A 25,695-nucleotide genomic window follows, 5' to 3' on the forward strand; every position below is an offset into this window, starting at 1 on the left:
TTTGCCCCCGGACCCGGGACGCATGCCTTTGAGGGGTGGGTGGCACGGACCTATGATCTGTTGCTCCCTCGATTCCTGCTTCCCCGCCGCTTCGCGGTGAGGCGCCAGATCCTGGATCGGCTCCATGCGCGCGCGGTGGAGGCCGCACGAGGGGGGCTCCTCCTCGACGTGCCCTCGGGGACGGCTGTGTTCACCGCACCCTTGTTGCCCCAGGCGGGACTCCGCGCATACGTGGGAGTCGACCTTGCGCTTCCCATGTTGCAGCGCGCTGAGCGCCGCTTGCGGATGCGTCCGTTGCTCCTGGTGAGAGGGGATCTCCTCGCACTCCCCCTGGCCGAGAGCGCCGCGGATGTCGCCCTGTGCAGCCTGGGTTTGCAGTTCATCCCCGACCGGGGACTCGCTCTCCAGGCACTGCGACGCGCCCTCCGGCCTGGAGGCCTCTGTCTGGGAGCCGCTCCGGCCCTGGGGTTGTTCGACGGCTATGATCGGCGCCACTCGACGCGCCCGAATCCCGACTTTCCCCTGGCGGCGGACACCTTCGCCTCCGAGCTGGCGGAGGCGGGATTCCGGGACGTGGTGATCTCGAAGGAGGGAGCGCTCATTCTTTGGGAGGCGGTGGCCGCCCCTCGAGCAGATGGGAGATGAGAGCCCTGAGTGCCTCCAAGAAGGTTGCGGCCAGGCGCTCCAGGGTCTCCGAGCGGTGGACGGCCTCGCTGTAGATCCACAGGAGGCGCAGCTGCCCGTCCGCGACGATGCCGAGCACTTCGAGCAGATCCCGGCGGTCCCCCTGTGGACTCCGTGTCGTCCCCGTGGACTCATGGGACCATTGGAACCATCGCGAGCCGCGCACCACACCGTCGACCTGGCCCAGATAGTCGAAGCTCACCTGCGCCTGGGGTAGCGCGGCCAGCCGTGAGGCCAGCGCGTCGTCGCCCCGAAGGTAGCGCAGCAACCCGTAGGCCAGCCCGTGCATCGGCACGAGCCGGAGCTGTTCCTGGATGGAGGCCAGCGCTTCACCCCAACCGCTGGACCTGTCTCGTGTCAGCACCACGGGGTGGATCGCGGTGAACCATCCCACAGTGCGGCTCACGTCCAGGTCTTCGAAGATGAGTTCGCGACCATGGGTCTCCCGGTCGATGAGCACCGCGGAGTTCTGCGTCCACTCCGTGAGGGTGTGCACCAACGCCGCGAGGAGCAGCTCCTCCACGTTCGCGCCGGACGCCTCGGGAACCTGTCGCAGGAGTGCCTCTGTCTCCTCCGTGCTCAGCGTCACCACGAGCCGCCGGGCGGAGGCGACGGTGTTGCGGCCTCCCGGCATGTCCACGGGGAGCGGCGAGACCTGGGACCACGGGAGCTGGAGCCACCAATCCGCGGCGGCGAGGGCCGCTTCGGAGCGAGCATGGGCCTGGAGCCGCTCGGTGGCACGGCGGAAGGGGACGCTGGGGGGGCCCGGTTCCACCTCGGCCGAAAGGAGCAGCTCCAACTCCTCCAGCAACACACGCCAGGAGATCCCATCCACGACCAGGTGGTGGATGACGAAGAGAACCAGAGAGGGCGCGGGGGGAGCGTGCTGGAAGAGCGTCACGCGGACCAGGGGACCGTGCTCCAGCGAGAGGCTGGCTTGGCGCTCCTCGGTGAACTCCAACCTTCGAGCGCGGGCTTGGTTCTCACTCAACCCACGCAGATCCACGACATCCAGGACCGTGGCGCCGGTCCCTGGCACCACCCGCTGCACCCAGCCTCTCTCGAGCCGCTCGAAGCGAGACCTGAGCGCGCCATGGCGTTCCACGAGCCGGCCGAGCGCTTGTTCCAGGTGACGTGGCTCCACCTCCCTCCGGAGTGCGACGATGACCGCCTGGTTCCAATGGTGCGGTTGCGCGAACTCCTGCTCGAAGAACCAGCGCTGCACGGGTGAGAGCGGCGTCTCGCCCTCCGCGCCGGTTTGCTCCGGGAGACCTTGCTCGATCGGGACGGCGACTCGAGCCAGCTCCGCGACAGTGGGGTGTGCGAAGAGCTGCCGGGCGTTGAGCCGCATCCCCGCGCGCGCGGCATGGCCCAGGAGCTGGATGCCCAGGACGGAGTCGCCCCCCAGCTCGAAGAAGTTGTCCTCCAGCCCCACCTGCGGCAGGCCCAGCACCTCTCCCATGATCCGCTGGAGGAGGGCCTCGAGCTTCGTGCGAGGCTCCTCCGTGGCCGAAGCGCCAGGCTCCGTGCGCTCCGGAGCTGGCAGACGTGCTCGATCCACCTTGCCATTCGCGCTGAGCGGCAGCTCGGTGAGGGGCACGATGGCGGCGGGGAGCATGTACTCCGGCAGCCGGGCCTCCAGATGGACACGCAGCGCCTCCAGGTCCGGCCGCGAGGACTCACGTGGGACGACGTAGGCGATGAGCCGCCGCTCGCCCCTATCGTCGCGGATGACGGCGGCCGACTGGTGGACCTCCGGGTGCTGAGTCAGCGCCGCCTCGATCTCTCCGAGCTCGATGCGGTGGCCTCGGAGCTTGACCTGGGAGTCCTCTCGTCCCAGGAACTCGATGTTCCCGTCCGGGAGCAGGCGTCCGAGATCGCCGGTGCGGTAGATGCGCCCGAGCACCGGATGTGACAGGAATCGCGCCGCTGTCTTCTGGGCATCGCGCCAGTACCCCTGCGCAACTCCCACTCCACTGATGTAGAGCTCGTCGATGACCCAGCGGGGACGCGGCTCCAGATCCGCGGAGAGTACATGCACCTGCTGCCGGAGCATGCCCCGGCCATAGGGGATGCTCTTCCAGGACGGATCGACGCGGTCGATCGGGAAGAGGATGGACCAGATGGAGGCCTCGGTTGCGCCTCCCAGGCTGATGAGCTTGATGCCAGGCACCTGCGCTCGGATGCGATCGGGCAGGGTGGTGGGGATCCAGTCTCCCGAGAGGAGCGCCAGCCGCAACGAGCCCAGGGCCACGTCGCCACGATGAGATGCGTGCTCGATGAGCATCTCCATCAGGGCCGGGACGGAGTTCCAGATCGTCACGCCATGCTCGGCGATGCAGTGGGCCCAGTGCTCCGGATCCTTCGCGCCAGCGGCGTCAGGCATGACAATCGTTCCGCCGGCGGCGAGTGTTCCAAAGACATCCCACACGGAGAGGTCGAAGCTCAGGGAGGAGAGGGCGAGGACGCGATCGCCTGGGCCCACCCGGAACCGCTCGTTCACGTCGAGCACGGTGTTCACCGCGCCGCGGTGATCGATCATCACGCCCTTCGGCTCGACGGTGGAGCCGGAGGTGTAGATGACATAGGCGAGGTCCGCGGGCGTCTGGATGGCCGGGAGAGGCTCGGCGGTCGCGGGCGGTTGTGGCTCGACGGGCCAGACCGCGACGCCGTCCGGCCAGAAGCCGCGCTCGGTGAGCCAGGGCTGGGTGAGGGCGAACCGGACCTCTCCATTATGGAGGAGGTAGTGGATCCGCGATTCGGGCAGGGAAGGAGCGATGGGCAGGTACGCGGCTCCCGCCTCGAGGATCGCGAGGACGGCGGTGATCTGCTCCCACCCTTTCTCCATCACAACGGCGACGAGCTGGTTGGGCCGCACCCCCGCCGCGCGCAGCCGCCCGCCGAGCGCCCAGGCGCGTCGCTGTTGTTCTTCGTAGCTCATGGAGCGGCGTGAGGAGATGACGGCCACCTGCTCCGGGCGGCGCGCGGCCTGCTCGGCGAAGAGGGCCTGGAGCAGCTGTGCCGGAACTCCCGCCTTATCCGCTGGCGGCTCCAACGCGGCGATCCCCGCGTGGCGTCTTCCCGCGTCGCAGGCCTGCCAGACCGAGCCGTCAGCCGCCAGGGCCGACACCAGCCGCGTGAACGCCGTGAACATCTCCTCGATGACCTTCGGCTGGAAGCGCCCTTCCAAGGCGTCCCAGCGGAGCTCGAGCGCGCCACCCACCTCGGATACGCCATGGTTGAGGTACACCTGGGAGCCCTGGGTGACGCCATGCAGGATGGGAGGAAGCTCCTGCTCGAGCCCACCCGCCGTTGCGGGCATTCCAAGCGCGCTTGTGAAGACGATGGGCATCACCGCCGAGACGGAGGCGTTACCTCTCCGGACGAGCTCCCTCATCACCTGCACGCCGCTGAAACGTAGGTGCTCCAGATCGGCCCAGAGCTGCCGCTGGATTCGCCGCGCACGATCGACGAAGGACAGGCGGGGATCCCACTCCACCTCGAGGAGCGTGAGCGCGCTGAAGTTCCCGATGAGCTGGCCGACCTGCGGGTGGAGCGGACGGCGGTTGAGCTGCGTGACGTTCAGCGTGAAGCGCGGTGTCCGACTCCACAGCGCGAGCACCTCGGCATACGCCGCGAGGAGCACCCCGGAGGGCGTGAGCCCCTGCTCACCTGCTTGTCGCTTCACGGCCTCCCACTCGGCGGGGGCCAGTACAGCCCGGTGCCGGGCGAAGCGGGGCGTACCCGCCGGAGGCTCGCGAACGAGCGGGAGATCAGGCGCGGGAGGGAGTGTGTCGAGCCTCCGCAGCCAGTACTCTTGATCGCGCCGCCAGGCCTCACCTCCGCGCTCCGCCAGCTCCGCGAGCACGTAGTCCCGGAAGGAGAGTTCGAGCGGTTCGAGCTCTCGCGCAGGGTTCTGATACAGCGCCAGGAGCTCCCGGGCCCAGAGGCGTGAACTCCAGAGATCCATGATGATGGCGTCCACCGAGACGTGCACCCGCGTGCGGTGGTCGTCGAGCAGGGACACCCGGATCTCGAACAACGGCCAGCGATCGCTGGGACGGGCCTGCCGCGACATCCGCTCCCGGAGTGCCTCGAGCCGTGCCTCCACCTCGTGGGTGGGCCTGCCTCGGAGATCCAGGAGTTCGAGGGTGTAGGGCGGCACTTCGGAGAGCACCTGCTGCTGCCCGTCGGGCAGGACGATGGCGCGAAGCATCTCATGCCGCGCGATGACCCTGTGGAGCGCGGCACCGAGACGCTCGACGTCCAGCGCTCGCAGCTCGAGCTCCACATAACCCTGGGTCGCCGCGTCGCCGAGCGCCTGTTCACCGCCCCGCCCCGCCCAGAAGGCTGCCTGGATATCGGTGAGCGGGAAGGGCAGGAAACGCTCGGCGGGATGGGGGACCAGTCGAGGGGGATCCTCCCGTTGCTCCCGTGAGGGCGCTTGAGCATCAATGACCCTGGCCAGCTCAGCGATCGTCGGCGCCTCGAAGATCGTCCGGACGGGGAGCTCGACTCCCAGCCGCTCGCGGAGCCGTGCCACGAGCTGCATGGCCAGCAACGAGTGCCCTCCGAGCATGAACCAGCTGTCCTGGGTGCCGAACTGCCCGCGCCCCAGCAGCTCGGTCCAGAGGCTCAGGAGCAGCGTCTCCGTGGGAGTGCGCGGCGCCTGGGCCGACGTCCGGCGAGGCTGCTCCCAGTCAGGAGCAGGCAGAGCGCGTCGGTCCACCTTGCCATTCGCCGTTCGTGGAAGGCGTTCCACCGAGATGAAGAGGCGGGGCACCAACGGTGACGGCAGCTCCGCCGCTGCGAAGCGGGAGAGTCTCTCGGAGAGACCATCGTCCGCTTCTCGAGGAACGAAGTAGGCGATGAGCGCCCAGGCCCCGGTGGGATCCCGGTGAGGGACGACCGTGCAGGCGCTGACGGCCTCGTGCCGCGATAGGACGACCGAGACTTCCGCGGGCTCCACCCGGACACCCGCGATCTTGACCTGATCGTCCACACGCCCACGGATCTCCAGCAAGCCATCCGGGTGGTACCGGCCCAGATCCCCCGTGCGGTAGAGCAGGTCGTTCGGATCCGCACGGAATGGGTTGGGGAAGAACCGCTTCGCCGTCTCCGCCGCGTCGTTCCTGTAGCCGCGCGAGCGCATGGGAGTGCGAATGACGATCTCGCCCGCCTCTCCGACACCACACAGGGCACCCCGCGCGTTGAGCACGAGGGCCTGCGTCGCCGGGAGCGGTCGGCCCACGGGCTGGATGCCGAACGCGGGCTCGGTGGGAACCACGTGGCAACACTTCGCGAGCGTCGTCTCCGTGGGCCCATACAAGTTGGCGATGGCCGTGGATGGGAAGGCCGCGCGCCAGCCGCGCACGAGCGCATCGCCCAGGGGCTCTCCGGCGAAGAAGGTCCAGCGCAGGGGCACCCGCGTCACGGGCGCTCCCTGGAGCCACCACCGCGCGAGCGTCGGCACGGTATGGAGGATCGTGATCTGCTCGCGGGCCAGCCAGGGCAGGATGACCTCCGGGCGCAAGTCGGACTCATCCGGCAGGCAGAGCGTGGCCCCCGCGCAGAGGGGCGTGAACACGTCGCGCAGCACGACATCGAACGAGAGCGCCGTGAGCTGAGCAGCCCGATCCGCCGTGCCCACGGCGAACGTCTCCCGCTGCCAGTCGATGAAGTGGCGGAGTGCCCCGTGCCAGCCCAGGACTGCCTTGGGTGTGCCCGTCGTGCCCGAGGTGAAGAAGAGGTACGCGGGATCCTCGGGTGAGGGGAGGGACCCGTTGATGCCTTCGTGCGGCGTCTCCCCTGAGGGCTTGCCGTCCTCGGAGAACTCCAGGATCCAGGGACTTTCGCCGTCGAGCTGAGCAACCTCCTCGGGAGCCAGGCCTACGGAGAGCACTGCCCGCGCACCAGCCTCTCGCAGCATCAAGCGCCGCCGGGCCACCGGCAGGGCCGGATCCAGGGTGAGCAGGATCCCCCGAGCCGCCCAGACGGCTGCCATGGCGGCGACGAGCCCGAAGCTCCGTGCCCCTGTCACGGCAACCACGTCATGCGGCTTCAGACCTCGAGCGGCAAGGTGCCCGGCGATCTGCCGGATCGCAGTGCCAAGCTCGGCGTAGGTCCACGTCCGGCCGCGGTGCCTGAGCGCCACCCTCATGCCATCCTGGAGTGCTCGTTCCGCCAGGAGCTCGGGCACGGAGCCGAGCGGCGCGGCCTCCAGCGAAGCCGCGGGATCGGGGAGCCGCTCTCGACTCCGGGGCGTGACCAGGGAGTGCTCGCGGATGGGTGCCTCGGGCTTCGACACCAGTTGCGAGAGGAGGTGCTCGAGTTGCTCCAACAGTGCCTCGGCGCGTGCCACGTGGATGCGATCCCGCCGATGAACGAGCCAGAGTTCGAGCTGTCCTTGCGCCTCGTGGGCGTAGAACTCCAGCGTCACCTTGGGCCAGGTCACCTCCAGATCGAAGCGCTCGAGGGACAGCTTCGCCGCCGGCCGCCCGATGTCCGGAAGGGCGACGAGATTGAGCAGCACGTCGAACAGCGGGCTGCGCCTCAGGCCCCGCTCCGGTTGTAGCTCGGCGACGAGCTTCTCGAACGGGAGCTCCGAGTGGCTCTCCGCGCCGATCACCACCTCGTGCACCGAATCCAGGAGCGCAGCGAACGAGGTTTCGGCGGAGCATCGGACGCGCAGCGCCAGCGTATTCAGGAAGAGGCCGATCAGGCCCTCTGTCTCCAGGCGCTCACGCCCGGCGATCGGTGAGCCGATGATCAGGTCTTCCTGCCCGGTGAGCCGGTGCAGCAAGGTTCCCAGTCCTGCCACGAGCACCGTGAACAGGGTCGCCTTGTGCTTCCGGGCCAGACCCTGGAGTGCTGAGGTCAGCTCCACGGAGAGCCTGGCCGAGACGACGCTCCCAGAGGCTTCTCCCTCCTCGGAATAGGGCCCGTCCACGGGCAGATCGAGGGGAGCCGGAGGCTCCGCGAGCTGGCGTTTCCAATAGTCCAGGCTCGGTGCCAGCGCTCCTCGCTCGAAGCGCTGCCGCTGCCAGGTCGCGTGATCGGCGTACTGGATGGGGAGATCGGGCAGCGGGCTCGAGCGCCCTTGGGCCTCGGCCTCGTAGAGGGCAATGAGCTCTCCCACGAGGACCTGCAGTGACCAGCCGTCAGCGATGATGTGGTGGAGGGCCAGCACGAGCACGTGGTCTTCGCTGTCGAGTCGCATGAGGCGGCTCCGCCAGAGCGGTCCCCGCTCCAGATCGAAGAGGCGGCCCACTTCCTCGGCGGCGACGCGGCGCGCTCGCTCCAGGCGCTCGCTGGCGGAGAGCCCTTCGAGTTCATCCACGGGCAGATTGATGGGGCCGGGTGGATGGATGATCTGGCGGGGGCCCTCCGCGCCCGAGGCAATCGTGGTCCGAAGGGTCTCGTGCCGGGCGAGCACCCCGGCAAGACTCCTGGCCAGGATCTGGGTATCGAGGGGCCCCTTCAGACGTACCGCGTGCCCCATGTTGTAGGAGGGAGAGCCCGGATGCAGAGCCTCCAGGAACCACAGCCGTTCCTGGGCGAATGACAGAGGCAGCGGACGCCCGCGCGGCACGGGAGCGAGGGGGGCCGCGCCGGAGGGTACCGCCGCCGTACGGAGTCGCTGCGCGAGCTCCTCCACTGTAGGAGCCTCGAACATCGCGCGAAGCGGAAGCTCCACGCCCAAGGCATTGCGCAGGCGTGACAAGACCCGTGCTACGAGCAGCGAGTGACCGCCCAGCTCGAAGAAGTTGTCCTGAGGATGGATGGCCTCGACGCCGAGCACGTCGCGCCAGATGTCGCTGAGCACCTGCTCGCTTCGGTCCCGGGGAGCCCAGGGGGCTCGACCATCGGCCCTTGGGACAGGCGAGCCCCGGGACTCGAGCGCTCCGCGATCGATCTTGCCGCTCACGGTCCGCGGCAGCGCCTCGCGTTGGACGACGATGGAGGGGATCATGTAGCCGGGGAGCCGTGCGCGCAGGTGTTCCTGGAGCGGGCCACGGGCCTCGCCCGCTCCCTCGGCCGTGACCACGTACGCGATGAGCTGCCTGTCGCCCCGCGCGTCGTGCGGAGCGACGACCGCGGCCTCGCGGACGGCCGGGTGTTGAAGGAGCGCTGCTTCGATCTCTCCCAGCTCGATGCGGAAGCCTCGTAGCTTGATCTGGTGATCGGTCCGCCCGATGAACTGGAGATCGCCCGAGGGAAGACGCCGGACGATGTCTCCCGTGCGGTAGAGGCGCTCTCCCGGAGGACCGAAAGGATGGGGGATGAATCGCTCGGCCGTGAGCTCGGGCCTCCGGAAGTATCCGAGGGCGAGGCCGACACCCCCCACGTACAGCTCGCCGGGGATTCCAATCGGCACGGGCTCCAGGTAGCGATCGAGGACGTAAGCCGTGAGGTTCCGCACCGGGCGTCCGATGGGAGTCGGGCCGGAAGCGCTGCTGTGGGGCTCCACCTCGTGGAACGTCGCGCAGACTGTCGTCTCCGTGGGCCCGTAGCCGTTGATGATCGAGAGCCCGGGTGTCGTCCGGAGGATGGCGGTGAGGAGCTCCTCTGGGATGGGTTCCACCCCAATGAGGATTCGCCGCAGAGGGCTGCTCCCTGCCGCGTCCTCTCGCTGGCTCCGGAGTTCCGGGAGGGCGAAGGCGGGCACGTAGGTGCTCTCGATGCCATGCTCCTGGAGCCAGGAGATGAACCCGGGAGCGTTCGGGCGGAGCTGCTCCGGGACGATGTGCAGCGTGGAGCCGAAGCTCAGTGCGGCGAAGATTTCGAGGACCGAGACATCGAAGCTCAAGCTCGAATAGAGGGTCGCGCGGCCAGCGGGACGAATCGGTGCCCGACCATCGAAGTCGGTGATCAGGTTCACGACGCCGCGATGCGCGCAGGCGATACCCTTCGGGGTTCCGGTGGTGCCCGAGGTGTAGAGGATGTACGCCATGGTCTCCGGCGGGACAGGCGCCTCGGGAGCATTCGTGGGACAGGCCACGAGTGACTCAGCGCTCGTATCGAGGCACACGCGGGCCGTCCGGGTCTCCGGCAGCCGCCGGGAGAGTGGCTCCACGGTCACGATGACGGGCGCCTGGGTCTCGGACAGGATGAACGACAGCCGCTCGGGGGGATTCGCTGGATCCAGAGGGACATAGGCTCCTCCCGCCTTGAGGATGCCGTAGATCGCGACGATCGCCTCCGGCGAGCGTTCCAGGCACATGGCCACGGGTGTCCCAAGGCGTACCCCGAGGGCGCGCAGTTGGTGGGCGAGCTGATTCGACCGTCTCTCGAGCTCGCCGTAGCGAAGCACCGTCCCGGCATCCACCACGGCGGGCACCTCGGGCGCTCGCGCGGCCTGCCGGGCCAGGAGCTCATGAAGGCAGACCCCCTCATCGAAGGGCGCCCGGGTTTGGTTCCACTCGATGAGGAGCTGCTGTCGCTCCGTAGGCGTCAGCCAGGGCAGCTCCCCGATACGCCGTGTGGGATCCTCCACGATTCCTTGAAGCAGCGTCCGGAAATGGTGGGTCAGCCGGCGGATGCTCTCTGGCTCGAAGAGGGCGCGATCGTAATCCACGGCGCAGCGCAGCTCTCCGTTCGCCTCCGCGACATTCAGCTCGAGATCGAAGCGAACATTGCGGTGCCGCAGCGCGATCGGAGAGGCCTGGACATCGTCATCTATCAGGGTCTGCCCACCCCCCGGTCCGAGGATGAAGGGCGCAGCCGCCTCGAACCCGTGGGCCTTGCTCAGGGCGAAGGTGATCTGGAAGAGAGGAGAGCGGCTGGCATCGCGATCGGCGCGCAGTCGCTTCACGAGCAGCGGGAAGGGATACGCCCGGCGCGCGAGTCCCTGGCTGACGCTCACGCCCGTGGCCGAGAGCAGCTCCCGGAACGTGGGAGTGCCGGCGAGCTGGGCCCGAAGGACAACGGGATTGACGAAGTAGCCCACGACGTGGAGGGACTGCCGTGTCCGTCGTCCCGAGGTCGGCGCACCCACGGAGATATCGTTCTGCCCCGTCATGCGGTGCAGGAGCACCTGGAAGGCGGCGAGCAGCAGCCTGAACAGCGTGACACCTTCTCGCCGCGCCAGGGCATGCAGGGCTGTCGTCAAGGCGGGCTCGAGGGTGAGGAACACCTGCCCTCCGTGGCGCTTTGTCACCGGAGGACGTGCATGATCCAGCGGAAGCTCCACGGGGCCAATGCCCGCGAGGGCGTCAGTCCAGTAGGACGCCTGCTGCTCGGCCTCCGGAGAGGAGAGCCACGTCTCCTGCTCCCGCACAAAGTCCACGTAGCGGCTCTGGAGTGGCGGGAGCTCGGGCACCGTGCCGCGTCGCAGGGCACGGTACGCCGTGATGAACTCATCCATCATCACCATGATGGACCCGAGATCAGCGGCGATGTGGTGCACCACGACGAGGAGCACATGCTGCTCGGGGGCACATCTCCACAGAGAGACACGGATGACAGGCCCGGTGCGCAGATCGAACGGGCGGGCCGCCTCAGCCTCCACCTGGGCCAGCAGCTCCTGCTCGGGGACGCCGCTGGCCTCGTGCGGCGTGAAGGAGACGGACGTCGCCTCGTGAATCTGCTGAACGGGAAGCTCTTCCCGCTCATCGTAGGTGGTGCGCAGCACCTCGTGCCGGTCGACGATCAGCTGCCAGGCACTCCGGAAGTGCTCGTGGATGAGCGGCCCCATGAGCCGCACCGCGAAGGGGATGTGGTAGGCCGTGCTTTCGGAATCGAGCTGATGCAGATGCCAGAGCGCCTGCTGACCTGAAGACTGCGGGAAGACCCTGGAAGAGTCCTTGGGGGTTGCGCTCAAGACGTGCTCCAGCCCGATATGGATGCTGCCTGTGCACCCAGCATAGGAAGCGCAGCAGCACGGGTTAAGGAGTCATCTGTGACTTCGACGAGCGTGGAGGTATGGCATCTGCTATGGCGCCACGAAACAGGAGGCCCACCTCATGGCGGAGCGTGATTACGTCCTTGGCGTGCATCAGGCGGAGTTGGAGCGGCTCGGGCTGCAGCACGCGGTGTGGCGCCCACGTGCGCTTGACGCATGGCGCCGTGCCGGCTTCACGCGCGGCATGCGCATCCTGGATGTCGGCTCTGGCCCCGGCTATGCGACGTTCGATCTCGCTGACGTGGTGGGGCGCGACGGCAGCGTGATCGCGCTCGAGCGCGCGCCGAACTTCCTCGCCGCACTCCGCGCCAGCAAGGAAGCGCGCAACGTCACGCAGATCGAAATCCACGACATGGATCTCGCGCAAGCGGCACGTCTGCCGGAAGCTGACGCCGCGTGGGTGCGCTGGGTGTTCGCGTTTCTCTCCGAGCCCTCCACGCTGCTCGCGCGCATCGGCGCGGCGCTCAAGCCCGGCGCGCCGCTCGTCATCCACGAATACGCCGACTACGGCACCTGGCGCTGCTTCCCGGGCCACGAAGTGCTCGACCGCTTCGTCGAAGCCGTGATTGCAAGCTGGCGCGCCACCGGTGGAGAGCCCAACATCGCCGTGCCGCTCGCGCAAGCCATGCCGCGCCACGGCTTCCGCATTCGCAGCATGACGCCGCTCATCGACGTCTGCCGCCCCAGCGACTTTGCCTCCAACTGGCCGCTCTCCTTCATCGAAAACAACACCGCGCGCATGGCTGAGCTGGGCGTCATCACACGAGATGACGCCCAAGCCATGCGCCGCGCCGCGGCGAACTGGCTCCAGGCGCCTGACGCGTTGATGATCCTGCCGCTGGTGATGGAGATCATCGCGGAGAAGGTGTGATGCGTCCGCGGGGCTTGTAGGGGGCTTCCAGAATTTTCACCTCATCCGAAGTCTCCACCACATCCCAGTCGGCTGAGTGCAGCCCTCTTGTGCTGGGACGATTGCTGGGGACCCCTACGTCTGGAGTCTGCTCACTCCGGCTCAACACTTTCTCAGACATGGCAGTGCACTCCATAGGCTGCGATCTTCTCTTCGAGGCGCCGTTCCAGAAGCGGGCTTGTTCCACGCAAGCACTCCTGGATCTGGCGAGACTCCGCCAAATAGGCGCCGCGCTCCTCTAGAGTCCCTGGAGGAAGTGGAGGCTCCAAGTTCGTGACGCGATCCGCAAGCTTCACCATCGAAATCTCCCGTGGTTGATTGCGGATGCGTGCCAGTGAGTCCTCCATGCGCACTGCCTTGGGTAGGGACTCGTCTTTCGTTAGAGCGAGCACCCCATCTGCTACGCGCTCGCCGAAAAGAGCCTTCACTTCCTCGTACGTGACGCCTGCGTCCTCAATGCAGTCATGGAGCAGCGCGCAGGCGGCGGCGAGGTCCGCGTCCGCCTCCGGATCCACGGTGCACGCCGCGAGCACCTCCACCGCAACGCAAGAGAGGTGTACGACATAGGGCAGATCGCTTCCCAGCATTCTTTGATTGCCGTGCGCCCTGGCCGCAAAGTTCAGAGCGCGAGTGAAAGTATCTTGGGACCACATTCTTAAGTGCTCCTAACAAAAATCAGGTTTGAAGGCCTCGGAAGAGTATCAAGCAGTTACCAAGCACGAGGAGGGCGAAGTGGACATCGTCCCGACGTTCATCCCGCACGCGCAGGCACCGCCGCTGGTGGAGCCACGCCCGCATGCAGCTTGCCGGGCCGGTGTCGGGAACCACCACGGGGCTGCTTCACGTCACCGCATCCAACAGGGGGGGAACAATTCGTGGGTGTCGTGGACGTTGGCTCCCGTCAGGCTCTCGGCCAGGGGCAGGCCCTTTCTGTCGACGAGAGCAACACGCGGCGCCGCCAAGCCGTCATCCCCGACAGACCGAACTGTCTGGCCAGGAGCATCTCCCAGAGGATACCGGTTCTGAGCACGAAGATAATGGCCTCCAAGGCGGCACGGTCGCTGGCCCGTGGTCGACCGCGCCCAAGCTTCTTCTTCTTGGGAACTGGCAGCAGCGGGGCCTCTCGCTCGTTAGGCGCTCTGACCCACAAGCAGGAGCAGTGGCTCGCCGCCATCGACGATGGCCTGGCCTCAATCCCTTGAGCTCATGCCTCGTCGACCCCAGCGCTACGAGTAGAGCCGCCTCACGTGAGGAGCGCGGCGACGACTCCGGTGGGCTGCCGTGACTCCTCGCGGAACGTGAGCCACGGCGTCCCGAAGAGCTTCTTCTGGTAGAGGCGGCCCGGGGAGCCTGCGGCCTCCAGCAGCCGGTTGACGACGAGGACGACGGTGTCGCCGTGCCCCACCCGCACGTCGTGCTTCTGCCCCGAGCGGTCTACGATGACGCCGGTGTGCGCGCTCTTGAGCTTGAGGGTGAGGAAGCCGGGCTCACCGATGAGGACGAGCAGCCCCTCGCCCAGCGCCTTGGCATAGCGAGAGTGGGTGTCGGCTGAGGGCATGAAAAAGGAGCGGTCCGCTCGGGCTCGCGCCGACAGGCCCTCTCCGTAGTAGTCGAGCAGCAGCACCGCCGCGTCGTCGGGGCTCAGCTCCGTAGGCGGAGGCCCTGCAGGCCGTGGCCTGCCGCCGGTGAGCTCCGTGGTGCTGCGCAGGGGCAGCGAGGGCAGTCGCTCGCGGCACATCCGTGCGTCCCATTCGGTGAGCAGCCCCCAGGCGTGGAACTGCGCGATGCCTTCCTCCAGCGTGATGCCGGGGGGCGGCTCGGGCTGGAGCAGCACCACCCGGAGCCCCGTGGGCCGGACAGCTAGCGTGGCCAGGCACCGTGTCCCAGCGGGGAGTTCGCGCTTCCAGGACACAGAGATGTCGAACGGCAGCTCCCGGCCGTCCTCCAGGATGAGCGTCCCGAAGCCGCGCTGCGGTTGGAACTCCTTCACGGTGCAAGGAACTGGCTCGTTTGTCTCCATGGCGTGGACTGTAGCCGCTCCCCCGGCTCGGAGGCGGCGGCAAACGGTGCGCTCTTGCCTCGAGGCCCAGATGGTGGCGCGTTCGTTGAGAGCGCGCTGCCGCTTCATCCAGGACGTGCGGCATGCTCCTTCGCTGTCGACACGATGGGAAGCGTAAAGAAGAACGTGCTTCCCACTCCTGGCTTGCTCTCGACCCAGACCTGTCCGTCATGGGACTCGACCAGCCCTTTCACGATGGCCAATCCCAGTCCTGCCCCCTCCTTCCTGCTCGCTCGGGCCTGCCAGAAAGGCTCGAAAATGTGAGGCAGGCTCTCTGCGGGGATTCCCGGCCCGGTGTCACCAACCGAGAAGCGCATGGTGTCTCCCACTCGCTCGACTCTGAGGGTAACCTGTCCTCCTTCGGGCGTGAATTTGAGTGCATTGCCCACCAGATTCGAGAGGATCTGGATCAAGCGATCCCTATCGGCAAGGATCAATGCTCCCTCCTCTGGAGCAGAACCCGTGAGCTGGATGGACTTCGCCTCCGCGAGCGCGCGGTGCAGTTCGAGCACCTCCTTGATGAGCGGAGCGGCTTTCTCGGGATGACTCTCCACGGAGATGCGACCCGCCTCCATGCGAGCGACGTCCAGCAGATCCTGGATGAGGCGGGTGGAGCGCGAGACCGCTTTTTGGATCGTATCGAGCGGTCGGGTGTCGGTGAGGCTCTCTGCCGGTAGACGCCTCAGAAGCGTCTGGGCGCTCAGGGAGATGGCTTGGAGAGGTGTGCGGAGATCATGGGCGACGATCCGGAGCACCTCGTCGCGAGTCCGCGTGGCCTGCTCGGACATCTTGAAGAGGCGGGCATTTTCAACGGCAAGCGCTGCGCGGCGTGCCAGTTCCTCAGCCAGCATGAGGCTCCTGGCGTCGTAGCGTCGGCCTGACTCGGAGGTCGCGAGGATGAGCGCGCCCAGGGTGTGCCCGCGCGCCAGGAGAGGCACGACCATGCAAGAGACCGGCTGGAGCTGGCGAAGTAGCACCAGGTGACCTTCATCCTCCGCCGCCTCATTGAGCACTGTCTGAGGGAACTCCGGAAGGAGCGCTGACTCGCGTGTCCGAAGCACCTTCGCCACGATGTGGCCATGCCGAGCCGGATCGTGGGAGTACCGGGTGAGCATCTCCTGCAAGATGCGTTGCTTCTCGACACTCGCGGCCGCGCCTTCAACCGCCGCCACCCGCCCTTCGTCATCCAGGAGATCGATGACACACCAGTCCGCCAAGGCCGGCACAACCAGCCGTGCCACGGTGGCCAGCGTGGCCTGCGGATCGAGGGAGACTGCGAGCTGAGGGCCGACGTCGGCCAGGAAGCGCCAATCCTGTTCCAGCCGCTTGCGCTCGGAGATGTCCTGAACCTGCGAGATGAAGTAGAGCGGCTGGCCTCGGGAGTCGTGGACCAGGGAGACCGTCAGCAAGCACGTGACGAGATGTCCCTTCTTATGGATATAGCGCTTCTCGAGCTGATAGGAGCGGATGTCCCCTTGAAGGAGCCGACGTACGTTCGCCAGATCCTCCTCCAGATCCTCGGTGTAGGTAATGTCCTGGAAGGTCTTGGAGAGAATTTCCTCCTCCGAATAGCCGACGATCTCACACAGGGACCGGTTCACATTCAGGAAAAGGCCGTCCACGCCCACCAAGGCCATCCCGATAGGAGCGTTCTCATACGCGGTACGAAATCGCTCCTCACTCTCTCGGAGCACCTCCCCTGCGCGCCTGTTCTCCGTGTTGTCTCGGAGGATGATGGTAAAGAGTTGCCTCCCTCCCACCGCGATCTTCGAGATGCTGGCCTCAGCGGGAAACTCCTTGCCGCTTCTCCTCAGGCAGGAGATCGGGAGCCGCTCGCCCATCTGCCGAGCCGTTTGTGGACCTGCCGCGAAATTGCGGATGTGCTGCCCGTGGATCTCTCGCAGCCGCGCGGGAAGAAGGATCTCCAGCGGCTGTCCGAGGATTTCGCGAGTGGAGTAACCGAAGATTCTCTCCGCTCCTTCATTGAAGAGAGTGATCCGCTGCTGCTCGTCGACGGAGATGATCGCGTCGGCGGCGCTGGAGACGATGGCAGAGAGGCGCGCCTCCGAGAGACGGTATCCCTGCTCCAGCTCACGCCTCCTCACATCGATGCGCTGCAGGGCCGCCGCATTCCAGACGATGAGGAGCAACAGGCTCAGCGTGGTGATGACCACGAAGATCGCGACCCCGACCGCAGTCCCATACAGCCCCAGCCTCTCACCCAGAATCCGTAGCCCTCCACCCACCGCGGGGACAAGAATGGCCGCAGGAAGCAGCCGTCGAGCCATGAAGCTTCCCGCGTCATCTCCGGTGACCCACCGCATCACCCCTCTGTCAGGCCGGGCAAAGAGGATCCCCAGCGACAGCATCAGGAAGGCGAATGCGGTGTGAACCGCAATGGGAGTGAAGAACGGGAGAGAGGAGATCAATCTCTCTGAAGTGAACAGCGCCTCTACCAGGTACGCGTATCCGAGCAAGGCCAATGAAGCAAAGCCTCCAGCAATGAGCGCGAAGAACTGGGCAGGACGATGCCCTCGACGCGTTTCAACATCCAGGAGCCGAAGAGCCAGCCCGAGCAGGCAGAAGCAGAGCGCCGTTATTGGAGCGGGTCGTCCTGGCAGATGGGGTACGACGCTCTGGACCGTCTCCTTGAAGAGAAGGAGATCGATCCCGAGATCGACCGCGAAGATGTACTCGACGAGGTTCAGCCCTCCCAACAGCACGACCCCCATCGCCAGCGCATGACTGAGCCTTCGACGCTGGGAATTCAGCGGCTGCGCGCGATTCAGCCAGAGTGAGGCACCGCTCAAGAGAAGGCCCACGGCCGTGTTCGGCATCATGATGCCGGAGCTCGGCAGGGGGATGACACGGACAATCCCCACCAAACCCCACCACCAGCCAAGGAGGTCGAGACAGGCCACCAGGATGGCAAGCGTGCTCGTGACCGGCACCCACCTGCCGAGCACTTGCTGGATGTGTGTCGCCCCTGGCCTCTCTTCCAACATGGCCCCCCCATGTTCGGGGCGCTCGGCCCCTCGAAGAGAGCGAGTTCCCACTCCACCGCCTCTCTCATCCTTCAGGTGTTCTCAACTCGTTGCCGCGCATGAGGCTGGAGCCAGGAGACTCCTGCGGCACGACAATCTTATGCCTCGCCGTTCACTCACGATGCTGGCCGAGAGGCCATTGACGATTTCAATAAAGACCATTCGCTATGCGCCGCTGGACCAATAGTGCCGCGCTCGCGGAATGTACAGCGGCAGTCCAGCCAGGGCCATCGTCGCCAGCCCACGGGCCGGCAGCTCGGCCGAGCCGTTCACAAAAAGTCGTAGCGGCGGGAGAACGCGCGGTTCAGCAAGGTGGCTGACAGCAGGTAGAGGACGACCAGCCCCGCCAGCGCGAGCACGAGCAGGACCGGCGGAGCCACGAAGCCGAACCATGCGCCCAGGGGCGTGAAGGGCAGCAGGTTGGCCACGGCGATGGCGCCCAGCGAGGACAGCACCAGCCAGGGCGAGGGCCGGCTGCGCAGCGGGTTGCGCCGGGTGCGGATGATGAAGATGACGAACACCTGCGTGGTGAGCGACTCCATGAACCACGCCGTCTGGAACAGCGCCTCGTGCGCCTGGAAGAGCAGCAGCAGCGCGGCGAAGGTGGCCGCGTCGAAGAGCGAGCTGAGCACACCGAACACCGCCATGAAGCGCTGCATGCGGCGCAGGTCCCACCGGGTGGGCTTCGCGAGCTGTTCCGAGTCCACCTCGTCCAGGGGAATGGCCAGCTCCGACACGTCATAGAGCAGGTTGTTCAAGAGGATCTGGAGGGGCCGCATGGGCAGGAAGGGCAGCAGCACCGAGGCGCCCGCCATGCTCAGCATGTTGCCGAAGTTGGAGCTGGTTCCCATGCGGATGTACTTCATGACGTTGCCGTAGGTGCGCCGGCCCTCCCGCACGCCGATCTCGAGCACGGCCAGGTCCTGCTTGAGCAACAGCAGATCCGCGGCCTCGCGGGCCACGTCCACCGCGCCGTCCACGGAGATGCCCACGTCCGCGGCGTGGAGCGAGGGCGCGTCGTTGATGCCGTCGCCCATGTAGCCCACCACGTGCCCGCCGTGGCGCAGCGAGCGGATGATGCGGCTCTTCTGTACCGGGGACACACGGGCGAAGAGCGAGGCGCGCTCCGCGCGCACCTGGAGCGCCTGCTCGTCCAGCGCCTCCATCTCCTTGCCGGTGAGCACCTCGTCCACCTGGAGGCCCAGCTCCCGGCAGACGTGGAGGGCCACGCGCTCGTCATCTCCTGTCACCACCTTCACCCGGACGCCGCCGCGCACGAGTGCCTCCAGCGCGGGACGGGCGCTCTGCTTCGGTGGATCCAGGAAGGCGGCGAAGCCGGCGAAGGTGAGCTCCACCTCGTCTCCGGTGCGTGCCACCTGCACGTCCGGAGGCTCATCGCGCCAGGCCACCGCAAGCACGCGGAAGCCCTCCTCACCCAGCTTGGCGAAGCGCGCCTGGACTCGGGTCAGGCTCCCTCTGCTGAGAGGGCGCAGGGTACGGCCCTCGTCCTCCTCGTACTGGGTACAGCGCGGGAGGAGCTGCTCGGGAGCGCCCTTCACCACCAGCAGACGACGGCCCTCGCGCTCCAGCAGCAAGGAGACGCGGCGGCGCTCGAAGTCGAAGGGCACCTCGTCCACCTTGCGCCAGCCGTCCGCCTTCACCTCTTCGTGCGCGAGGATGGCCTCATCCATGGGGCTGCGCAGGCCGGACTCGAAGTGGCTGTTGAGCCATGCAAGCTCCAGCACGCGAGTGCGCTCCTGGCCCAGGGCGTCCTCGTGACGCTCCAGGTGGATGCGCGCCTCGGTGAGCGTGCCCGTCTTGTCCGTGCACAGCACGTCCATGCTGCCCAGGTCGTGCACGGCGCTCAGCCGCTTGACGATGACGTGCCGGGCTGCCATGCGCAGCGCTCCGCGAGACAGCGTCACGGAGACGACCATGGGCAGCAGCTCCGGGGTGAGGCCCACCGCCAGCGCCACGGCAAAGAGGAAGGACTCCAGCAGCGGCCGGTGCGCGTGCAGGTGCATGAGCAGCACGAAGAGCACCAGCAGCACCGTGAGCCGCATCAGCATCAGCCCGAAGTGGCGCGTCTCCAGCTCGAAGGCCGTGGCGGGCGCGCGCTGCGTCAGTGCGTGGGCGATGGAGCCCATCGCCGTCGTCGAGCCTGTGCCGAACACGAGCACCTTCGCTGTCCCGCTGATGACGGAGGTGCCCATGAAGACGGCGTTGGTGGCCTCGGCGGGGCTGGCGCCGGGAGCGGCCTCTCCGGGGTTCTTCTCCACCGGGTAGGGCTCGCCCGTGAGCAGCGCCTGGTTCACGTAGAGATCCTTGGCCACGAGCAGCCGCGCGTCCGCGGGCACCAGGCTGCCGGCCTCCAGCAGCACGATGTCTCCGGGCACGAGCGTGGCGGAGGGCACGTCCTGTTCCTTCCCATCTCGCAGGACACGGGCGCGGGGAGCCACCGAGCGCCGCAGCCGCTCCGCTGCGTCTCCGGCGCGGTGCTCCTGGAGGAAGTCCAGCGTCACGCTGAGCAGCAGCACGGTGGCGATGATGGAGGCGCTGGTCAGGTCTCCCGTGAGCGCGGACACGATGCAGGCCACCAGCAGCACGAGCACGAGCGGATCCCGGAAGCGCCGCAGGAAGTCCAGGATGGGAGAGTGGCGGCCGTGCTGCTCCGGGGTGTTGGGGCCATGGCGCTCGAGGCGGGAGGTGGCCTCTTGGCTCGACAGTCCCGAGGGGCTGCTCCCGAGCCTCGTCAGGAGCGCCTCGGCGGGTCCGCTCCACGCTGGGGGCTCGCGAGCGGGAGCCGAGCGTGTGGCGGATCGCTCACCCATCGGGCTTCTCCTCGGAGGTGCTCCATTTGAGGAGATAGAGGCCCGCCGGCAGTGGGAGCCAGAGGGTGAAGCCGCGCAGCAGCAGGGTGCCGGCGAGCGCTGTTTCGAGCGGGACTCCGAGCAGGTTGAGCAGGCCGACGCAGGCGGCCTCGAAAGTGCCGACGCCGCCGGGGATGATGCCCACTGTCTCGGCGACGGACGCGAGCATGAAGCTGACGAGCACGGTGCTCAGCGGAGCGGTGTGGCCCAGGGCTCGGAGCGCGGCGCCGAGGGTGGCTGCGTCGAGCAGGAAGATGGAGAGGTAGAGCAGGGTGCTCTCGAAGAGCAGCGGGGGGTTGCGCACCAGCCCGGGAGGCACCTGGGAGATGGCGCTCAGCAGACGTTCGAGGCCGGGCACGCGTCGAGACCATCGGGGAGGAGCCCAGCCCTGGTGGCGGGTGAGCCAGAGGATGGTGACGGGCACGATGGCGAACAGGATGGAGAACGTTCCGGCCAGCCACGTCACCAGGGGGATGAGCTGGTGCCGGGCCCAGAGGAACAGGACGCTGCCGCCGAGCGTGAGGGCCTGGGAGATGTAGAGACACAGGTTGGTGATGAGCACGGAGGCGGCGGCCGCGCCCGGGGAGGCGCCCTGTCGCCGGAGTCCTCGGGCGACGACGAGCGAGCCTCCGAGTCCCGCGCTGGGGAAGATCTGATCGAAGGAGAGCTTCATGAGGGACAGGCGGGCGAGGGCGAGCACGGGAGCGTGGACTCCGGTGCGCAGCAGGACGCGCTTCCAGAGGGCTGCGGCACACAGGTAGGTGCACGCCTGGAGCCCTGCCGCGGCGAGGAGCCAGCCGGGGCGGGCCTGGAGGAAGAGGCGGGCCAGCTCCTGCTCCTCGGCATAGCGAGCGAGGACGAAGATGAGGAATCCCGCGAGCAGGAGGATCCCGGGCACCCAGCCCCAGCGCTTGCGCCCTGTGAGAGCAGGCGGAGGTGGGAGCGCATCTTTTGCCTCCATCCGCGCTTCCGGGCCAGGACTCACCCGTACCTCCTGACGATGTCTCTGAGGATGTGTCTCCGGGGGGCGGGACGCAGCGTTGAAGCGGGGAGGCGAGGGAGTGCTTCTGCGGGAGGCCCCTCACCACCGCACGCGGGTACCCAGGCCGAGCGTCAGGAACTGCTCCCGAGATGCGCTCCCGCTGTCGGCGAGCTGGAGCAGGTAGCGCGCCTCGAAGGCCAGCGGGGGGATCTGCTCCCAGGGGCGAACCTCCACCTCCGCCCCCACCGAACCTCCAAAGTGAGCAGTGATGTTGCCATGGTGTCCCAGCCCTACCAGCAGCGAAGCCCGGGTGGGGCCCAGCGACACGGTGCCGCGCATCACGCCCCCGAGCTGCTCGAGGGAGTGGTCTTCGTGGAACGATGAGCCGTTGCCCTCCACGACCGTGCGGTCGCCCACGTTGTTGTACACGGCGAGCTCCGGGCCGAGCGCGAAGTGGGGGCCGAGCAGCAAGAGCGCGTGAATCCGTCCTCCGTAGCCCACAGTCACCCGGGATCTGCCCAGAGCCATCGCATTGCCCAGCAGCAGCCCGAACTCGCCGCGATGGCCCGTCTGGGCGAACCAGCGGCCGATGACGCCGGGCTCCTCCAGCCGCAACGAGAGGGGACCTTGCTTGTCACGCTCGTACACGGTGTCCCAGTGGATGTTCGCCAGTCCCGCCACCAGGCCCAGAGCCGCGCCGATCGCTCCGCCGACGAGGAAGCCCGTGCCGGTGCAGCCCGCGACGTCGACAGCCCCTTCCGTGGAGCTCAGCAGGCAGACGGAGCCCGCCCCCAGTGCCCCGAGCAGGCCACCGACTCCGCCGCCCACGAGCCCGCCCCGGAGCAACCAGCGCTTCTCCAGGTCCAGCCGCTCCACGTTGGCCAGCGGCACGTTCACCACCTGGCGGGTGCGCAGCTGCAAGGAGAGCCCTTCGGGCACCAGGCCCAGGAGCTTGCCGGAGTAGCTCGGGCCCTCGGACAGACGGAGGATCAGCGTGTCGCCCGGTTCGAGGACGAGCGGGAGCTCCGCTCGGGCGGCTTCATGCGCCGGCCGGGGGCTGGGAGCGGCGGGGACGAGAGGAGGCGCGGACGTCTCGGTCGGAGAAGGGGCGTCGGTCTGCGCATGCGTCACCGGAGCTGACACCAGGACCCAGAGGAGGAGCGGCAGTCGCATGGGGATCCCGAACCCTGGCTTGGAAGGACTAGAAGCCGCAGAGCGTGTTCGCGGTGCTCGAGGCCGAAGCGAATTGATCGGAAGGGGTCAGCACGTAGGAGAAGCACTGCGACACCTTCCCCTTGTCTGTGTCCGCATCCATCTGGACGACGCACGGGCCGGGTCCGCTCATGGTCAGCTCGAAGGCGCAGGTCAACGAGCAGCTTGGAGGCGTGCCCACGGTGCAGGCCGACCCTTGCGGCGGGGTGAGCGCCAGGGTGGTGATGGAGATGATGGGCGTCTCCTGCTGGCTGTTCTTCGCCGCGAAGACGGAGACGGGGATCTTCACCGGCCACTGCGGAGCGGTCTCATAGCCCTGGCCGCCGCCGCCCGTGCCATTGCCGAAGCCGCCACCAGCCGTGTCCTTCGCGGAATAGCTCGTCTGGAGCAGGATGTCGTCGCCACAGCCGGCCGTGGCTCCGAGGAGGAAGAGCGCTGCCAGCAAGGAGGGGGTTGCATGAGCGCGGTCAGGTCGCATGGGGCGGGAGTGTAGCCGGAAAGCGTGCCTGCCATTCCATGGACGAGAGTGGGGCGCTACGCGGAGCTACCCGGCGACGTGCTGACGTAATCAGCGGATAGCTTGCGCGTGATGGACGCGGAATCCTGCGCAATGGGGCCGCCTACGTTTTTGTGCATGCGGGCGGCCGACGAGATGCGCCGCACCTCCGCGATGGCTTCGGCGGCTCCGTAGGGAGTACCCAACGCGGCCAACCCCTTGCGGAGCTCATCCTCTAGCACTGCCGCTGACGGGTAGCGATCTTCGGGGCGCCGCTGGAGCAACGTTCGGAGGATGGAGCGCAGCGGGGGGAACACGTCCTCCGTCAGCTCCTCGACCTCCTGCGCGGTGTACGTGGCAGCCCGCAGGATGTAGTCGTCTACGTGCTCTGGCAGTTCCGTATCCACCAGAGCTATTCATCCCCTGGGACTATGTCCAAGGACTTGTCGGACACTCCACTAGGCACCTCCGCTCCAGCCCTCACTCTCCACCTCGCCTCTATCCCGTCTATACGCTACACTCACCATCCAGGGCCCACTGCGGTCGTGGCCGAGAATCAAATGGGAAATCCCGGTGATGAACGTACAAGGACAAATCAAAGAGCATCTTGCCGGCCAGCCTGAACCCAAGCGCAGCGACATGCAGGAGCTGCACCGGCTCATACTCCGGGCGTTGCCGGCACGTAAATTGTGGTTCTCCGACGGCAAAGACAGCAAGGGTAAAACTGTCAGCAACCCCACGATCGGGTATGGATTTCACACAATCACATACGCTGATGGAACAACGAAAGATTCCTTCCGAGTCGGCATGAGTGCAAACAAGACCGGAATCTCTGTCTACATCCTTGGTATCAAGGACAAGACATACCTGGCCAAAGCGTTTGGAAAGAGGCTGGGCAAGGCAAGCGTGACCGGGTACTGCATCAGGTTCAAGGCCCTCAAAGACATTCACATTGATGTCCTTGAAGCGGCAATACGGCACGGGTTTGAGGCTCAGGAAGAAAAAGGGAGCACCAAACGCGGACGCGCAGGCTTGCGGTGAGCCGTGCGCATCACCCCTGACACAGGGCAGAGGGAACGGCCGAATTTCCGTCACATGGAGTGCGTAGCCAGGTCAGGGATGCGGAGCCTTGCATCTGGGATCCCAGCGCTTGTCGATGTCGGGTGGGAGCGGGTCCTTGGGGGCACCTGAGTCCGTGAACCGCCAGGCGCAGTACCCATACTGGAACCACCTCGAGGCGGGGATGCTCGTCATGGCGGCAAGCTCCTCGCGCGTGTGGTGCCAATGCGGAGGGATCACGGCAAAGAACAGGTCGTTCGCAATTCGCTTCGACCGAAGACGCACGGAGAGGGCTGCGTGCCGGAGCGTGCGTCGCGGTGCCACCTCGTCGATATCGGGGTGAGAAGAGAGATAGCGAATGCCTTGCACCGCTTGCCCGAGGTTGAGCATGAAGTGCTTCGCGTACTCCTCGAGGAAACGGCTGCCAGGAATGGTTCGTGTCACCTTTGCCTCCGTTGCGGTTTCAAGAGTGGCAGGAGTACGCGGTCGACGACGCGTGCGAAGAATGCATCATCGAAGCCGCCGATCCTAGGCTTGGCCGGGGGGCGAGGCCGCTGGCGGAGCCTTCAGTCCTCCGAAGATCTTCGCGACGACAGCGTCTCGCCAGCGGTCGGGCAAGGAGAGGAGGACCCGAAGCAAGAATGACGTCGAGAGAGGAGTGACGACCCGAATGGGCGGCCTCCTGGCGGCGACAATGCGGCCGATGGCCGCGGCGACGAATGCAGGTCCGGGCACCATCTGGAAGGCCTCGCTTCGGCTCTGCCCCGCGGCCTCCATCATGCTGGCGTAGTCACGCTGCTGTCCCGAGAGCTCGAGCGTCTTGGACGAGGTCGCCTCGAAGGAGGTCGAGACGGCGCCAGGCTCCAGGATGGTCACCCGGATACCGAACGGGGCAAGCTCAAGACGCAATGCGTCGCTGATGGACTCGAGGGCATGTTTCGACGCCGTGTAGACCCCCTCGAAGGGAAAGGTGATGCGGCCTGTAATGCAGCTCATGTTGATGATGAGCCCAGAGCGGCGTGCCCGCATGGCGGGGACGAACGCTCGAGTCACGCGCACCAGGCCGAAGACGTTGGTCTCGAAGACGCTCCGGAGCGCCGCGTCATCGACCAACTCGATAGGGCAGACCAGGGAGAAGCCCGCATTGTTGATGAGGACATCGATGCCTGCGCCCTGCGTCTGCTGCTCCACCAGGGCTCGCGCGGTCTCCACGGAGGCTGAGGACGTCACGTCGAGTTCGATGGGGTGGAGGGCTCCCTTGGCTTCTCGCGCGAGCTCCTCGAGCGCCTTCAGGTTTCGCCCTGTTGCGAACACCCGGTGGCCTTGAGCCGCCAGATGCAGCGCCGTAGCACGTCCGATGCCGCTGGTGCAGCCAGTCATGAGCACAGTTCGGGGCTTCACGATTCTCTCCGCGGGTCAGAAGGTCAGGCTTGCGAGCAGGTGTACAGATCGTTTGGCTTGAAGGGTAGCCAGAAC

General features: G+C 67.0%; 16 protein-coding genes. 4 read left to right on the forward strand and 12 right to left on the reverse strand.

Annotation, left to right across the window (positions count from 1 at the left end; genetic code table 11):
- Positions 1-39: 39 nt before the first annotated feature.
- Positions 40-645, forward strand: coding sequence for a class I SAM-dependent methyltransferase (locus KY501_RS18165; protein ID WP_224364442.1), 606 nt, complete (start codon positions 40-42; stop codon positions 643-645).
- Here KY501_RS18165 and KY501_RS18170 read toward each other — a convergent pair.
- A complete protein-coding gene (locus tag KY501_RS18170; RefSeq protein ID WP_224364443.1) occupies positions 599-11,506 on the reverse strand; it encodes a non-ribosomal peptide synthetase in 10,908 nt (3,635 codons plus the stop codon). The two genes, KY501_RS18165 and KY501_RS18170, sit on opposite strands and share 47 nt — an antisense overlap.
- A gap of 142 nt (positions 11,507-11,648) precedes the next feature.
- Here KY501_RS18170 and KY501_RS18175 point away from each other — a divergent pair, with 142 nt between their 5' ends.
- Complete coding sequence (locus KY501_RS18175) at positions 11,649-12,458, forward strand: class I SAM-dependent methyltransferase (RefSeq protein ID WP_224364444.1); 810 nt, start codon at positions 11,649-11,651, stop codon at positions 12,456-12,458.
- Between the two features lie 152 nt (positions 12,459-12,610).
- Here the strand turns inward: KY501_RS18175 and KY501_RS18180 are convergent, their stop codons facing one another.
- The 4 genes from KY501_RS18180 to KY501_RS18195 all read right to left on the reverse strand — a co-directional run bounded on the left by KY501_RS18180 (position 12,611) and on the right by KY501_RS18195 (position 17,039).
- Positions 12,611-13,150 (reverse strand): HD domain-containing protein, encoded by a 540-nt coding sequence (locus tag KY501_RS18180; protein ID WP_224364445.1) that lies wholly within the window; start codon positions 13,148-13,150, stop codon positions 12,611-12,613.
- Positions 13,151-13,398: 248 nt separating this feature from the next.
- Entirely contained in the window at positions 13,399-13,671 is a 273-nt protein-coding gene (locus KY501_RS54315; RefSeq protein WP_373691619.1) for a transposase, read from the reverse strand.
- Positions 13,672-13,740: 69 nt separating this feature from the next.
- Positions 13,741-14,487, reverse strand: a complete 747-nt coding sequence (locus tag KY501_RS18190) for a hypothetical protein (RefSeq protein WP_224364446.1) — start codon at positions 14,485-14,487, stop codon at positions 13,741-13,743.
- Positions 14,488-14,621: 134 nt separating this feature from the next.
- Complete coding sequence (locus tag KY501_RS18195; protein ID WP_224364447.1) at positions 14,622-17,039, reverse strand: PAS domain-containing sensor histidine kinase; 2,418 nt, start codon at positions 17,037-17,039, stop codon at positions 14,622-14,624.
- A gap of 45 nt (positions 17,040-17,084) precedes the next feature.
- Here KY501_RS18195 and KY501_RS18200 point away from each other — a divergent pair, with 45 nt between their 5' ends.
- Entirely contained in the window at positions 17,085-17,354 is a 270-nt protein-coding gene (locus KY501_RS18200; RefSeq protein ID WP_224364448.1) for a hypothetical protein, read from the forward strand.
- 515 nt (positions 17,355-17,869) lie between these two features.
- On the opposite strand, the gene mgtA is transcribed toward KY501_RS18200, so the two are convergent.
- From mgtA to KY501_RS18225, 5 genes are all read right to left on the reverse strand, one after another.
- Entirely contained in the window at positions 17,870-20,431 is a 2,562-nt protein-coding gene (mgtA, locus tag KY501_RS18205; RefSeq protein ID WP_224364449.1) for a magnesium-translocating P-type ATPase, read from the reverse strand.
- A complete protein-coding gene (locus KY501_RS18210; RefSeq protein WP_224364450.1) occupies positions 20,424-21,455 on the reverse strand; it encodes a lysylphosphatidylglycerol synthase transmembrane domain-containing protein in 1,032 nt (343 codons plus the stop codon). Before KY501_RS18210 ends, mgtA begins: the two co-directional genes overlap by 8 nt.
- Before the next feature lie 96 nt (positions 21,456-21,551).
- Positions 21,552-22,625 (reverse strand): hypothetical protein, encoded by a 1,074-nt coding sequence (locus KY501_RS18215; protein ID WP_224364451.1) that lies wholly within the window; start codon positions 22,623-22,625, stop codon positions 21,552-21,554.
- A gap of 28 nt (positions 22,626-22,653) precedes the next feature.
- A complete protein-coding gene (locus KY501_RS18220) occupies positions 22,654-23,109 on the reverse strand; it encodes a hypothetical protein (RefSeq protein WP_224364452.1) in 456 nt (151 codons plus the stop codon).
- Between the two features lie 89 nt (positions 23,110-23,198).
- Positions 23,199-23,567: a serine/threonine-protein kinase gene (locus KY501_RS18225; protein WP_224364453.1), complete on the reverse strand. Its 369-nt coding sequence runs from the start codon at positions 23,565-23,567 to the stop codon at positions 23,199-23,201.
- Between the two features lie 169 nt (positions 23,568-23,736).
- Here KY501_RS18225 and KY501_RS18230 point away from each other — a divergent pair, with 169 nt between their 5' ends.
- Positions 23,737-24,201: a DUF1801 domain-containing protein gene (locus KY501_RS18230; RefSeq protein WP_224364454.1), complete on the forward strand. Its 465-nt coding sequence runs from the start codon at positions 23,737-23,739 to the stop codon at positions 24,199-24,201.
- A gap of 72 nt (positions 24,202-24,273) precedes the next feature.
- Here the strand turns inward: KY501_RS18230 and KY501_RS18235 are convergent, their stop codons facing one another.
- Positions 24,274-24,663 (reverse strand): hypothetical protein, encoded by a 390-nt coding sequence (locus KY501_RS18235; protein WP_224364455.1) that lies wholly within the window; start codon positions 24,661-24,663, stop codon positions 24,274-24,276.
- 84 nt (positions 24,664-24,747) lie between these two features.
- A complete protein-coding gene (locus tag KY501_RS18240) occupies positions 24,748-25,620 on the reverse strand; it encodes an SDR family oxidoreductase (protein WP_224364456.1) in 873 nt (290 codons plus the stop codon).
- Between the last annotated feature and the right edge of the window lie 75 nt (positions 25,621-25,695).

This window comes from Hyalangium versicolor (assembly GCF_020103695.1).
GTDB lineage: Bacteria > Myxococcota > Myxococcia > Myxococcales > Myxococcaceae > Hyalangium > Hyalangium versicolor.